The following is a 14,588-nucleotide window of genomic DNA, read 5'->3' as shown; positions in this document are numbered from 1 at the left end:
TTCTTATCTAGCTATAGCCCTTATCCCTTAACTCTAACGTATGATATAATTTTATTTAGACTAAAATGAACAGAGAGAAGGGGAATTATGCAAATTTTACAGAAAATTATTCAACTAGCTGACTCGATTCCTTTAGGAACTCGTGATGATTGGGATTCATATTTTTTAGGTCAAGCATTTATCACTTCTCTTCGTTCAACATGTGGTAGTAGAAGGGTAGGAGCGGTTATTGTATGTGATAATCGAATCATTGCCTCTGGCTATAATGGCTATCCAAAAGGAGCTAAGCATTGTATTGATGGTGGTTGTCCACGTTTTGCTGCTCGTGAAAAGGGCATTCTGGAAAGTGGAAAATATTCAGTTGATTATCCATGTGATGCTTTTCACGCTGAGGAAAATGCAATTTATCAGCTTGTACAATCGGGTATTCAAAAAACGAAAAGTGATGAGTGGACGATATACTGCACTACAGCTCCATGTAGAGCTTGTGCCAAAATGATTAATGGAGCAGGGGTTACTAGAGTTGTATATCATGAAGGTTATCCTGATGAGTATTCAATAGAATATTTTAATCAATATGGAATTGAATTAACTAGAATAGAAGTAGCTAAATAGAATTATTTTAACCATTTTAAACAAACGTTTGATTAATAGAAATGTAATGTAAATGTTTTCATTTTAGTTTCCAAATATATTTTTACTTGGATTTAAGTGGAATGTTGCCCGAGACATGGGAAATTTGGTATTATCAGTATATTGTATGTTGTGCGAAATTTATGGAGGTGCAAAAATAATGTCAAAAATTACAATGGAACAAGTAAAGCACGTTGCTCATTTAGCACGTTTAGCGGTAACTGAAGAAGAAGCAGAGAAATTTTCAAAGCAACTTGGCGCGATTTTAGATTTTGCTGAGCAATTAGGTGAACTTGATACGTCAAATGTAAAACCTACTACACATGTATTAACAATGCGTAATGTGATGCGTAAGGATGAGCCTGCAAAAGGTTTAGCAATTGAAGAAGTGCTTAAAAATGCACCAGATCACCAAGATGGACAAGTTAAAGTACCGTCAATATTAGATTAAGGGGGGAACAGTAAATGTCTTTATTTGAATATACAGTTTCGGAATTACATAAGAAGTTAAAGTCAAAAGAGATTAAAGTAGAAGAGTTAGTGAATGAGTCATACGAAAGAATTTCTGCTGTTGATAAAGATGTTAAATCATTTTTAACATTAAACGAAGAGCAAGCACGTTTACAAGCAAAAGCTCTTGATGAAAAAGCATGGGACGAGTCTCGTGGTATTCTTTCTGGTATGCCAATTGGTGTAAAAGATAATATTGTAACAAAAGGTCTTCGTACAACTTGTGCGAGTAAGATTCTAGAAAACTTTAATCCAATCTATGATGCTACTGTTGTGACGAAATTAGCGCAGGCTGAAGCAATCACAATTGGTAAATTAAATATGGATGAATTTGCAATGGGTTCATCTAATGAAAACTCTGCATTTGGTGGAACACGTAACCCTTGGAACATCGAGTATGTACCAGGTGGTAGTAGCGGTGGTTCTGCTGCTTCTGTTGCTGCAGGTGAAGTTTTATTCTCATTAGGTTCTGATACAGGTGGTTCAATTCGTCAGCCAGCATCTTTCTGTGGTGTAGTTGGATTAAAACCTACATATGGTCGTGTATCTCGTTCTGGTTTAGTAGCATTTGCTTCGTCATTAGACCAAATTGGTCCAATTACTAGAAATGTAGAGGATAACGCACTATTATTACAAGCAATCTCTGGATTAGATGCAAGTGATTCAACTTCTGCAAATGTTGAAGTTCCTTCATTCTTAAGTTCACTTACTGGAGATGTAAAAGGTCTTCGTATTGCTGTTCCAAAGGAATACCTAGGTGAAGGTGTAGGCGAGGAAGCTCGTGCATCTGTTATGGCAGCATTAAACTTACTAGAAAGCCTAGGAGCTACGTGGGAAGAGGTTTCTTTACCTCATTCTAAATATGCTTTAGCAACTTATTACTTATTATCTTCTTCTGAAGCATCTGCTAACCTAGCACGTTTTGATGGAATTCGCTATGGTCACCGTGCTGATGATGTAGAGAATTTAATCGACCTTTACAAGAAAACTAGAGCAGAGGGCTTTGGAGATGAAGTAAAACGTCGTATTATGCTTGGAACATATGCATTAAGCTCTGGCTACTATGATGCATATTATAAAAAAGCTCAACAAGTTCGTACTTTAATCAAAGAAGATTTTGAAAAAGTATTTGAAAATTATGATGTCATTATTGGTCCTACAACACCAACTCCTGCTTTTAAAGTTGGCGAAAAAGTAAGCGACCCTATGACTATGTACGCAAATGATATTTTAACAATTCCAATTAACTTAGCTGGTGTTCCTGCCATTTCGATTCCTTGTGGTTTCCATGAAGGTCTACCATTAGGGTTACAAATTATTGGTAAGCATTTTGATGAGTCTACGATTTACAGAGTTGCACATGCATACGAGCAAGCAACTGATTTTACAAAGCAAAGACCACAACTGTAAGGAGGCGCGGGAAAGATGAATTTTGAAACGATAATTGGTTTAGAAGTACACGTAGAATTAAAAACAAAATCAAAAATCTTCTCACCAAGCCCTAATGCGTTTGGTGCAGATCCAAATACAAACACTGGTGTAATTGACCTAGGATATCCAGGCGTATTACCTGTGTTAAATGAAGAAGCTGTAAACTATGGCATGAAAGCTGCAATGGCTTTAAATTGTGAAATAGCAACAGAAACAAAATTTGACCGTAAAAACTATTTCTATCCTGATAACCCGAAAGCTTACCAAATTTCTCAGTTTGATAAGCCAATCGGTGAAAATGGATGGATTGAAATTGAAGTTGGTGGCAAGAAGAAACGTATTGGCATCACTCGTGTTCATTTAGAAGAAGATGCGGGTAAATTAAACCATACTGATGAAGGTTACTCTTTAGTAGACTTTAACCGTCAAGGTACGCCTTTAATTGAAATCGTATCTGAACCAGATATCCGTACGCCTGAAGAAGCTTATGCTTATTTAGAGAAATTGAAAGCAATCATTCAATTCACAGGTGTTTCTGACGTAAAAATGGAAGAAGGATCACTTCGTTGTGATGCAAATATTTCGTTACGTCCTTTCGGTCAAGAAAAGTTTGGTACAAAGGCTGAGTTAAAGAACTTAAACTCATTTGCTTTCGTTCAAAAAGGACTTGAGCATGAGCAAATCCGTCAAGAGAAGGTTCTTCTATCAGGAGGAATTATTCAACAAGAAACACGCCGTTATGATGAAGCGACAAAAACGACAATCTTAATGCGTGTAAAGGAAGGTTCTGACGATTATCGTTATTTCCCTGAGCCAGATCTTGTTGAACTTTTCATTGATGATGAGTGGAAAGAAAGAGTGAGAAATAGCATTCCTGAACTTCCAGATGCTCGTCAAAAACGTTATGTTGAGCAATTAGGATTACCTGCATATGATGCAATGGTTTTAACTTTAACAAAAGAAATGTCTGATTTCTTCGATGCAACTGTTACGAATGGGGCAGATGCAAAATTAGCTTCTAACTGGTTAATGGGTGAAGTATCGGCATACCTAAACAAATCACAAAAAGAATTACGTGATGTTGCATTAACACCTGAAAACCTATCTAGCTTAGTGAAATTAATTTCTGATGGAACAATCTCATCAAAAATAGCGAAAAAAGTATTCACTGAGTTAATTGAAAAAGGTGGCGACCCTAACGAAATCGTAAAATCACAAGGCTTAGTACAGCTTTCTGATGAAGGCGCACTTCGTACAATCGTAATCGAAACATTAGATGCAAATCCTCAATCAATTGAAGACTTTAAAAATGGTAAAGACCGTGCGATTGGTTTCCTTGTTGGTCAAATGATGAAAGCGACTAAAGGACAAGCAAATCCACCATTATTAAATAAAATTTTAATGGAAGAAATTCAAAAACGTTAATTTGAAGTCTTCTAAAAACAAAAACTACGAGCGAATACTCGTAGTTTTTATTTTGAATTTCGTTCATTTTGATCTAAAAAGGGTTTATTTATATAGAAATAAAAGGCTCCCATTAAAATACTTCCACCAATAATATTACCTAATGTTACTGGTATGAGATTATGAATGACACCATTAAATGAAATTGTTTCTGGATGATCAATTACTAGAGCAATCGCAAACGTACACATATTTGCGATACTATGCTCATAACCAGAAATGAAAAAACAAAATACAAGAAGTAGCATCGTCATTATTTTTGAAATGTCTTCTTTTAAGGTCATTGGAATAAAAAATGCTAAACAAACTAACCAATTACACAAGATCCCTCTAAAAAAAAGTTGGCCAGTTGGGACGTGCATCTTTTTTTCTACTACACTTAGCAAATAACTGTTAACGCTAGCATCATTAAATAGCCCGGTAAGATAAATTAATAATGCAAAGCAAGCGGCTCCGATAATATTACCTAAATAAGAGAGCAACCATAATATAAATACTTCAGACCACTTCATCTTTTTTCTAATAGCAGAATATGTAAAATAAAAAGTATTACCAGTAAAAAGGTCTCCACCACCATACGCTATTAAAAGAATTGCAACACCAAATGTAAATGCTGCCATGGGATATGTGAAAGGGGAATGAACAACATAAAAAAAGTTACCGGATTTAAAGGCTACTATTACACCAAATCCAATAAACATGCTTGCCATACTAGCTCTCATCAGATATCTGATCACACTATTTCTATATACAGTTAATTTTTTGGCTGCTAAAGATTCAACCTGTTCTAATGAGCGATTTTCCATTTATCCATACCGTTCCTTTTTACATTAATGTGTTTTACAAAATTAAAAATTACACATGTTAGTATTAAGTTGTTCAAAAACATATAAAATATATCAATGAAAATGAATAACTTTATTCGGTGCTTCCAAACAGTTGTATTTTTATATTTGAGCATGCGAAAAAACAAAAAATACTTTGAAAAAATCCAATTTTTTTTGCGTTTGAATAGAGTTTAGAAAGGTAAAAATAGTTAGAGAAATGGAAAAAGTTTACTACAAAAACGTTTTAGGTTACGATAGAGGGTAGAGGACTTAAATAAAAAAGTAGGATGGTTAATGATGAAGCGAGCAAGAATTATCTACAACCCTACTTCTGGTCGTGAAATTTTTAAGAAAAAGCTTCCTGAAGTGTTACAAAAATTCGAACAGGCTGGATATGAAACTTCTTGCCACGCAACAACAGGCGCAGGGGATGCGACAATTGCAGCACGAGAAGCATGTGAGCGAAAATTTGATCTAGTGGTAGCCTGTGGTGGGGATGGAACACTAAATGAAGTCATTAGTGGTTTGGCAGAACAAGAGTATCGACCAAAGCTAGGACTAATCCCAGTTGGGACAACAAATGATTTTGCTAGAGCAATCGGTGTAAATGTTTCAATTATGGAAGCAGCAAATGTAATAACGAAAGGTAATACAGTTCCGTTAGACATAGGAAGAGTTAATGAAAAATATTTTGTTAACATTCTAGCTGCAGGTAAAATAACAGAACTAACTTATGAAGTACCAAGTAAGCTAAAGACGGTTCTTGGCCAACTAGCTTATTATTTAAAAGGTATCGAAATGCTACCAAGAGTGAAGCCTACTCGATTAAGAATTGAGTATGATGGAAAAGTATTTGATGAAGAGGCATTCTTATTTTTATTATCAAACACAAACTCTGTAGGTGGTTTTGAAAAAATTGCCCCAGAAGCAAGTATTAATGATGGTCAATTTGACTTACTTGTCTTAAAGAAATCGAATATAGCTGAAATCATTAGAGTTTGTGCACAGTTATTACGTGGAGAGCATGTACACAATGATCATGTTCTATATACTAGAGCTAGTCACTTGAAATTTACTTCAAATGATAAGTTACTTCTAAATATCGACGGTGAATATGGCGGAGATACACCATGTACGGTTGATATGTTGTATAATCACTTAGAGATTTACGTACCATAACAAGCAATAAATAGTAAATATTAGAAAAAATAACCACGGTAGTTTCGTGGTTATTTGTTTTGTATAATAGTTATTTGAATAAGTATTTGAAAGGTAGGTAAGGGACTTGTCGAAAAGAGTATTACCTGTAGAAAAGAATCAATTTTTAGAAGTTGAATTTATTGATTTAACTCATGAAGGACATGGAGTAGCAAAGGTAGAAGGATATCCAATATTTGTGCCTAATGCGCTTCCAGGTGAAAAAGCAACAATCAAAGTGATCAAAACAAGTAAAGGATATGGCTTTGGAAAAGTAGTTGAATTGCATAACCAAAGTCCTGTGAGAGTTGAGCCTGTTTGTTCAATTTATAACCAATGTGGCGGTTGTCAAACACAGCACATGAGTTATGAAGGGCAACTCGATGCAAAATATAAACAAGTAACAGAAGTGATGAAACGTATTGGAAAGCTAGAAGATGTCGTGATTCATCCGGTACTAGGTATGGAGAATCCTTGGAGCTATCGTAATAAAGCGCAAGTACCTGTCGGAGAACTTGAAGGTGGACTTGTTGTAGGATTTTACCAAAAAAGAAGCCACGAAATCATTCCGATGAATGAATGTTATATTCAAGGAAAAGAAAATGATGAAATGATTCAAGATGTAAAAGACATATGTGATGAATTAAAGATTAAGCCTTATGATGAATTGACTCATAAAGGAATTTTACGTCATATTATGGCTCGTTATGGTCATTTTACAAATGAAACAATGCTAGTACTAGTAACAAATAAAGCTAATTTTCCTAAAAAGGAAGAGCTTGTTTCAAAAATTATTGAGAAATATCCTAACATTACGAGTATCATTCAAAATGTAAATAACGAAAAAACAAATGTCATTCTAGGAAATCAAACGTTTGTTTTATTCGGAAGTGAAACAATTAAAGATAAAATCGGTGATATAACGTTTGAAATTTCAGCTAGATCTTTTTATCAAGTCAATCCAACTCAAACGAAGGTGCTCTATGACAAAGCCCTTGAATATGCAAACTTAAATGGAAATGAAACAGTGATTGACGCTTACTGCGGTATTGGTTCGATTTCATTATTTTTAGCTCAAAAAGCCAAAAAGGTCTACGGAGTTGAAATCGTTCCAGAAGCCATAGAAGATGCAAAAAGAAACGCTACGATTAACCAGATGACAAATGTTGAATTCGAAGTTGGGAAAGCTGAAGAAGTCATTCCAAATTGGTACAAGCATGGCATAAAAGCGGAAGTTCTAGTAGTCGATCCTCCTAGAAAAGGTTGCGACGAAGCGCTTTTAAATACAATTATCGATATGAAACCAAGTAAAGTCGTTTATGTATCATGTAACCCTTCAACACTAGCTCGCGATTTACGCGTGCTAGAAGACGGAGGTTATGAGACAATTGAAATTCAGCCAGTGGATATGTTTCCACATACTAGTCACGTTGAGTGTGTAGCTCAATTAATTTTAAAGAAGTAAGGCAGCAAGCCCATTAGGGGTGCTGCCTTTTTTTATAATTTAATTCGTGTTCAAGAATCAGTGATGTGGACTAAAGACTAATTAAGACTTCTAATCTTTCGAAAAGAATATGTTGCCTTGGTGTAATAAACCTATGAATTAATGAGTAAAAACCACTTTTTAAATAAGTGGTTTTTTTCCTTCTTATGTAGAAAATATCCACCTAGAAAAAGACCAAAGTTTACTATACAATTATTGCAACCATTGAGAAAAAAATAATTGATTAAAGAAAGGGTGAAGCATCAACTCATGAATAATAGATTGATTATTGGAATGGACGGCGGAGGAACGAAGACGAGAGTTTTGGTCAAGGAACGATTAGATGGAGAAATTCTTTTTGACCAAAATTTTGGGATGTCGAATTATAATAACATCGGCGTAGAAGGTCTGAGACCAGTATTTCGTGATGTTTATGAAGAATTGGTAAAGTGTTTTGGAAATCGACTGCAAAATGCAATTTTAGTACTAGGTTCTGCAGGTGTCGATCGACCAAAGGATGTTGAAATCTATTTGACTGCTTTAAAAGAAAGTGGATTCACTTGCAGATTAGAGGTTGTGAATGATGCGGAAATTGCACTAGTTGGTGGGAACGGAGAGCGAAAAGATGCTTTGATGATTGCTGGGACAGGTTCTATTGTTGTGGGCATTAATTCAGATGGGAAAATTGTTCGCTCAGGTGGATGGGGCGGATTAATCAGTGATGAAGGAAGCGGTTTTCAAATTGGTCGACATGCGATTGCAGCTGTAATGCAAGAGTATGACAAAGTGATTTCTCCTACATCATTTACAGATCAGTTACTTGCTCATTTTCAGTTGACTTCTCCAGAAGATTTTATGGATTTATTATATTTAGAAGATACTTTTCCTGTTGATAAGATAGCTTCATGTACGCCAATTATTCTAGAAGCATGGATAAAAGGGGATAAGACTGCTCAAACAATTGTTGAAGGAGAACTAGAGAAGCTAGTTCGTTTAGTTGTAGGAATCAGTCGACAAATGGGGACAGAAAAGTTCCGTCTCTCTGTTGCAGGTAGTTTGTTGACTAAATCATCCGAGTATTTCGGTGTGTTAAAAGAAAAATTAAGTGTGGTTTTACCGCAAGTAGAAATTTCATCACCACTTTTTGATCCAGTATTTGGTGCTATTATTATCGGTGCACAAATACAAGTGAATACTAATTAAGAATAGTAAGGAAATGGGGACTTAAAATGCGTGAAATAGGAATTAGTGTATATCCCAATTTTTATCCTTTAGATCAAATCCAAAACTACTTGGAAAAGGCAAATTCATTAGGTTTTAATAAAGTATTTGTTTCACTGATCTTAAATAATCATGGTTTTGAAGGTGCACAGAATGTAAGTGCAAACACTTGGAATGAAATACTTAGTTACTGTAAAGAACTTGGTATGTCTGTGTCTGCTGATATAAATGATGAAGTGTTTAAAGAGCTTGGTTGTACATTGAATGATCTTTCAGCTTTACAAAAGATGGGCATTACAAGACTCCGTATTGACGGAGGATTTACGAGCGGGGAAGTTGCCATTCTTTCAAAAAATCAGCAAGGGATTCAAATAGAAGTAAATGCTTCAATGTCTTCTTCTAATAATCAAAATGGAAGCGCTTTATGGGAATGTCGCGAATTTTTAGAAACAGTTGAAAAGGAAGGAAACATTGGACAACTAACAGCTTGTCACAATTTTTTTCCGCTACCTGATACAGCATTATCTTTAGAAGACATTCGTCCAATTAACAATTTGTTTGGTTCATATGGTGTACCGGTCGGTGGGTTTATTGCATCCCAACTTTCACCTAAAGATTTACACCACTTAGGTCATGGGGTTTGTACTATTGAAAAACATCGCTTCTTGCCTAGTCATATTGCCATGTTAGAGTTATTTGCAAGTGGATTTAATGATGTGCTAATTGGAGACTCGTTTGCAGATCTTTCGGAGCTTTCTGAAATGGCAAGATGTTACAAACAGGATTATTTAGAGATTCCTGTTATTTTTAATCAGTATGTTCCTCAAAAAACAAAACTGAAAATTCAAGAGCAGATTCTTATTTCAAGAGTTGATCAACCCGCAAATCTAATCCGAGCGACGGATACGAGAGGAATAGATGTGCCTCCTTGCTATTGTGCACCAAGAAATCAGTATACAATCTCCGTTTTAAATAATCGAAGTGCACAATATGAAGGTGAAGTACAAATCTCCTTGAAAGATTTAGGGCAATCTGTTGAGCATAATGTCATTGGATTTGTTCATCCCTTTGCAAAAGAGTTATTACCTTATCTTTTGGCAGGTAAAAATAAATTTCGATTGGTAGAATATAAGTAAAAATTTTATATTCGAGGTGATAGAATGGTAAAAAGAGCAATTATTCTTGCAGCGGGCAAAGGGAGTAAAATGTTTCCTTTTAGCGAAGTTCGCTCCAAAACTACATTAAAAATCGCGGGGAAGTCATTAATCCGCTATAATATTGAATCCATTGTGGCAATGGGAGTAGAAGAAACCGTTGTTGTAGTGAATGAAGAACATCGTAGAGACTTAGAAAATCTTTTATATGATATAGAAAATATAAAATTTGTGACTGACCAAACAAATTTAGGAAGTGCAGAAAGCCTGGTAATAGGGGCAGAGCTACTCTCTGATACAAAGGAATTTATTGTTCTTTATGGGGATACCATCATTGAACAAATAGATCTCGAGAAGTTATTGAAAACGAAAAAACCTGCCGTTTTGTTGAAAAAGTTAAAAGAATCAGCAAGAAACTGGATTGGTGCAAGTACAGAAAATGGTTACGTTAAGTCCATTGGTGCACACTATCGTGGGGATAGCATAACCCATCAATTTGCAGGATTTCTTTTTGACGAGTTACTTTTAGAAGAAGTGAAAAGAACACCAGATTATTTTCCAGATGTAAAAGTAGGTGTAGGTGCTCCAAAAGAGAGATTCATTGAAGCTGCTCTACTAAAATCACTTGAGAAAGATAGATTACAAGCGATCGAATGTATTGGCTATTTCTTTGATATTGATAAGCCTTGGCATATGTTAGAAGCGAATGAATTTATGGTAAATCTTTTTTGTAATGCTTTACAAGAGAATCAACTTGCAGAGGGGGCAGCGATTTCCAAAAATGCAACCATTCATGGCCATGTAAAACTAGGTAAGAACTCCAGGATTGGAGACAGAGTTGTCATTCACGGTAATCTGATTGTTGGAGACAATACAGTCATTGATAACGGAGCTATTTTTAATGGTAATGCTGTGATTGGTGAAAAGACAATCATTCGTAATTATTGCATCATTTATAGTGGTGTATCAATTGGTTCGCATTGTATTTTTGACCATTGTGCTGAATTCCTTGGTGGATTGGTGATGGATAAGGTGTATCTTTACCATTATGGCGAGTTTTATGGTGCAATTGGTAGTCATACGGATATCGGAGCAGCAACCGTTTGTGGAACATTACGATTTGATGATGGAGAAACTGAGCAGGTTGTGAATGGACGGAAAGAAGTACCTTTACATTTTTCAAATGCTTCTTATCTTGGGGACTATTGCAGAACAGGTGTGAATACAATCATTATGCCTGGTTGCAAGATTGGTACATATAGTGTTCTTGGAGCTGGAGCAATTATTGATAAAGATATCGAAAAAAATAGTCTAGTTTTCGTGAAACAAGATTTGATTATTAAAAAATGGAGTGAAAAGAAGTATGGATGGTAGATATACCGCCATAAATATCTGAAGTACTAAAATCAAATAAAGAAGGTATGGTACAATGGATAACTATTATCAATATGTGACGGCAAATCTTGAAAAACTGTATACGACACAGATTCAAAAAATGGAAGAAGCGGCAACAAGTATTTTTGATGCCATTCAAAATGGAGGTCGCTTCCTAGTTACTGGCTCAGGTCATTCACATATGTTCGCAGAAGAATTTTATGTAAGAGCGGGTGGATTTGCCCAAGTGTCTCCAATTTTGCCGAATGAGTTTTTTTTACACGATCATCCTTTAAAAAGTACTGTGATTGAACGCGTAGAAGCCTATGCAAAGGTAATTTTTGAATTATACAAGATTAACTCAAAGGATATACTTGTGATTGCTTCTAATTCAGGAAGGAATGGAATGACTGTTGAACTTGCAAAAATGGCACAGGAATGTGGTACAAAGGTGATTGCTTTTACAAATCCAAATCATCCTGTAGGTTCAAAATCAAGACATAGTAGTGGGAAATATCTTTACGACTTTAGTGATGTAGTCATTGATAGTTGTACTGGACCCGGGGATGCTGCTTTTTATGTAGAAGAAGCAAACACAGGCATGGGCGCAACTTCTACGATCGTGGGAGCTTTTGTTGCTCAAACCATTTCAATTTTATTAGCAAAAAAATATAATCAAGCAGGTCTGAAGCCACCAGTGTTTAAGAGTTCTAATGTTGATGGCGGTGATGAATGGAATAAAGAACTGTTTGCGAAGTATTATGGTGTATAACAGATTCGAAGATTGAATGTGTACCAAATAAATAGAGCGTCCCTATCTTATGGGGGCGCTTTTTTTTGTTTTAGAAAGATTTGAAAAGATGAACCTCTCTTTAGGAATCGTGAACAAGCTGTGAAGTAATGCTAATCACAAAAGGTCATAAAGTACTGATAATTCAAGTTTTTAAAAGAGTGATTAGATGCGTATGTTTTCAGAGATTGGTATTAGTAAAATGTTCCTGTATTTTTGATAGGACTAAAGATGTATTATGACAATGGGAGTTTGTACGTTGGTTCAAATTTAAGTTTTAATCATGTTTGTTTGAATTTGCGAACTATATTGGAAAAAATCAAACTGTTAAATAAATTTAGTGGAAAGTAAACTAAAGATACTAGAGCGGCATCTAGAGTGGTGAGGTAATGTATGCGAAGAGATCTAATTTTACAGTATTTGTATCAAAAAGGAAAATCACTTACGTCACATGAATTGGAATTAGAATTTGCCATTTCAAATCGAACTTTACGTAATGAATTGAAAGAGTTAAACGTAATTGGTGAAAAGTCCGGTTTTGAGATTCAGAAAAAACGTGGAGAAGGCTATTTACTTTATGTAATAAATCAAGAACAGCTTCAAACGTATATGAAAGAAATTGAGGGAGCTTTAGCCCCAGATTTACCTCGTGTTCGTGTGAATAATATTATTATGCTTCTGATTCAAACGACCGAGTTTCAAACCATTGATATGTTCGCTGATAGCTTAATGATCAGCAGATCGACAGTTTTTAGCGACATGATTGAAGTTGAAAAGCAAGTTCGAATTTTTGATTTAAAAGTAGAAACAAAATCACGTTACGGTGTCCGTTTACTAGGTGAGGAAACAAATTTTAGAAGGGCGTTTTCATATTTCTTAAGTCAAAAAGAAGCAGGGTTGTTGAAAAAGTCGAATTATCTAAATTTTGAAAAAGTATTTCCTTTTGTTGAAATTAGAACTGTATTGAGCGAAGAAGTACAAAATAATCAATTGAAATTAAGTTATTTTGCATTTGAAAACATTTTATTGCATATTCAAGTACTTGCATTTCGAGTAACACAACATAATTTTATCTTGCCTAATCAAGAAAAGAAGTTAGATGTTTCTCTAATCAAGCAATCATTTATGAATATATCAAAAAGAATTTGTGAAATTCTTTCTGAATTATATCATGTGGTTTTACCAGAGAGTGAGATTATCTATCTAGCCGCACATATAAGTGGTAAATCGAGTGTGGATGATATTGAGGAAGCAGAAAAGAATGATTTACAACAAAAACTAAAGAAGTGTTTAGAAAAATTAGATCAAACATTTTTGACACAGTTTTCAGGTGACCAGCAACTTATGAATACGCTGATCATGCATATGTATCCTTTGTTAAGAAGGTTATATTTCAATTTAAAGCTTACAAATCCATTGATAGATGATGTATACAGTAGATATTCCGATGTCTTTATGATTGCTTTAAATTTTTCTGAAATGATCAAGGAAATATGGGGATTTGAACTTTCCAGTGATGAGATGGGTTACCTTACAATGCACTTAGCAGCTCATATGGAAAGAGAGAAGCAAAAGCAATTAAGTTCTTATAAAAAAATTCTATTATCCTACGGATTAGGAGCAGGATCGGCTGACTTATTAAAAATGAAACTTGAAACCCTTTTTCAAGATGCAACAATTGATGTCGTTGTGTATACCGAACTGCAATCTATTAATCTAGACTCATACGATTTACTAGTTTCATCGATTTCCATTCAGTTTGACAATCTTTCAATTCCGTATATTCAAGTTGCACCTATCTTAACGGAAACAGATGTTCAGAGAATTCGTCGGACACTGACAAAGTACCCCGCGAGTAGAGTGAAGGAAAATGAACCAACACTGTTATCTCTGTTTCATCGAGAATTGTTCTATATAGAAGAAAGCAGAGAGTCTATTGACTATAAAGCTTTCATTAAAGAAAAAGCAAATAGTGTTGTGGAGCTAGGTTTTGCAACACCTGACTATCCTGCTTTAGTAGTTGATCGTGAAGAAAAAATATCGACGATTCTGCAAAATGGAATTGCTGCGCCACATGCATTAAAGATGGTTGCAATTCAAGATTCAATTAGTGTAGTGATTTTTAAGAATCCGCCGACGATTGATGGGAGAGTCGTACAAATCCTGTTTTTAATTAATTTACGTGCTGGTGACTTGTTTTTACACAAGGAGCTAAGTCGATTATTTTTACATTTAATGGATCATCCCGAAGCGAAACAGAAAGTTTTAAAATCGACTAATTTCAACGATTTTCAGTATGAAATTTCGAAAATTTTGTTTCAATACGGTTCGTAATCGATAGATGTACACGAAATAAAAAAATAGATTACCAACATTTGGGTTTAATTGGATGTTGGTTAAGTGGAACAAGATATCATTTGTTTCTTTTATGTCAAATTTGTAAGCGATTACGAATTGGAAGAAAGGGATAATTGAGCATATGTTTTTGGAAACTCAGCAGTGCC

12 protein-coding genes are annotated in these 14,588 nt (G+C 35.0%); 11 read left to right on the top strand and 1 reads right to left on the bottom strand.

Annotated elements, in window-relative coordinates; genetic code table 11:
- The first annotated feature begins 87 nt into the window (after positions 1-87).
- The 4 genes from V7056_RS02950 to gatB all read left to right on the top strand — a co-directional run bounded on the left by V7056_RS02950 (position 88) and on the right by gatB (position 3,999).
- Positions 88-615 (top strand): deoxycytidylate deaminase, encoded by a 528-nt coding sequence (locus V7056_RS02950; RefSeq protein WP_499699125.1) that lies wholly within the window; start codon positions 88-90, stop codon positions 613-615.
- 178 nt (positions 616-793) lie between these two features.
- Entirely contained in the window at positions 794-1,084 is a 291-nt protein-coding gene (gatC, locus tag V7056_RS02945; protein ID WP_088001805.1) for an Asp-tRNA(Asn)/Glu-tRNA(Gln) amidotransferase subunit GatC, read from the top strand.
- Positions 1,085-1,098: 14 nt separating this feature from the next.
- A complete protein-coding gene (gatA, locus tag V7056_RS02940) occupies positions 1,099-2,553 on the top strand; it encodes an Asp-tRNA(Asn)/Glu-tRNA(Gln) amidotransferase subunit GatA (protein WP_499699123.1) in 1,455 nt (484 codons plus the stop codon).
- A gap of 15 nt (positions 2,554-2,568) precedes the next feature.
- The gene (gene gatB, locus V7056_RS02935) at positions 2,569-3,999 is read left to right on the top strand and encodes an Asp-tRNA(Asn)/Glu-tRNA(Gln) amidotransferase subunit GatB (protein ID WP_499699122.1); all 1,431 of its coding nucleotides are present in this window, start codon (positions 2,569-2,571) and stop codon (positions 3,997-3,999) included.
- Positions 4,000-4,046: 47 nt separating this feature from the next.
- Here the strand turns inward: gatB and V7056_RS02930 are convergent, their stop codons facing one another.
- Complete coding sequence (locus V7056_RS02930) at positions 4,047-4,844, bottom strand: formate/nitrite transporter family protein (RefSeq protein WP_499699119.1); 798 nt, start codon at positions 4,842-4,844, stop codon at positions 4,047-4,049.
- 315 nt (positions 4,845-5,159) lie between these two features.
- Here V7056_RS02930 and V7056_RS02925 point away from each other — a divergent pair, with 315 nt between their 5' ends.
- The 7 genes from V7056_RS02925 (at position 5,160) to V7056_RS02895 (ending at position 14,418) form a co-directional block, all read left to right on the top strand.
- Positions 5,160-6,044, top strand: coding sequence for a diacylglycerol kinase (locus V7056_RS02925; RefSeq protein WP_499699117.1), 885 nt, complete (start codon positions 5,160-5,162; stop codon positions 6,042-6,044).
- Between the two features lie 106 nt (positions 6,045-6,150).
- Positions 6,151-7,527: a 23S rRNA (uracil(1939)-C(5))-methyltransferase RlmD gene (gene rlmD, locus V7056_RS02920; protein ID WP_499699115.1), complete on the top strand. Its 1,377-nt coding sequence runs from the start codon at positions 6,151-6,153 to the stop codon at positions 7,525-7,527.
- Between the two features lie 288 nt (positions 7,528-7,815).
- Entirely contained in the window at positions 7,816-8,748 is a 933-nt protein-coding gene (locus tag V7056_RS02915) for an N-acetylglucosamine kinase (protein WP_499699113.1), read from the top strand.
- A 26-nt stretch (positions 8,749-8,774) separates the two neighbouring features.
- Positions 8,775-9,902: a MupG family TIM beta-alpha barrel fold protein gene (locus tag V7056_RS02910; protein WP_499699111.1), complete on the top strand. Its 1,128-nt coding sequence runs from the start codon at positions 8,775-8,777 to the stop codon at positions 9,900-9,902.
- A gap of 24 nt (positions 9,903-9,926) precedes the next feature.
- A complete protein-coding gene (locus tag V7056_RS02905; protein ID WP_499699109.1) occupies positions 9,927-11,294 on the top strand; it encodes a nucleotidyltransferase family protein in 1,368 nt (455 codons plus the stop codon).
- 55 nt (positions 11,295-11,349) lie between these two features.
- The gene (locus tag V7056_RS02900) at positions 11,350-12,066 is read left to right on the top strand and encodes an SIS domain-containing protein (RefSeq protein WP_499699107.1); all 717 of its coding nucleotides are present in this window, start codon (positions 11,350-11,352) and stop codon (positions 12,064-12,066) included.
- 411 nt (positions 12,067-12,477) lie between these two features.
- A complete protein-coding gene (locus V7056_RS02895; RefSeq protein ID WP_499699105.1) occupies positions 12,478-14,418 on the top strand; it encodes a BglG family transcription antiterminator in 1,941 nt (646 codons plus the stop codon).
- Positions 14,419-14,588 lie beyond the last annotated feature (170 nt).

The sequence above is a fragment of the Bacillus sp. JJ664 genome, from assembly GCF_036962205.1.
Taxonomy (GTDB): Bacteria; Bacillota; Bacilli; order Bacillales; family Bacillaceae_G; genus Gottfriedia.
Note: the sequence above shows the minus strand (reverse complement) of the source record. Positions and strands in the feature narration are given on the sequence as shown.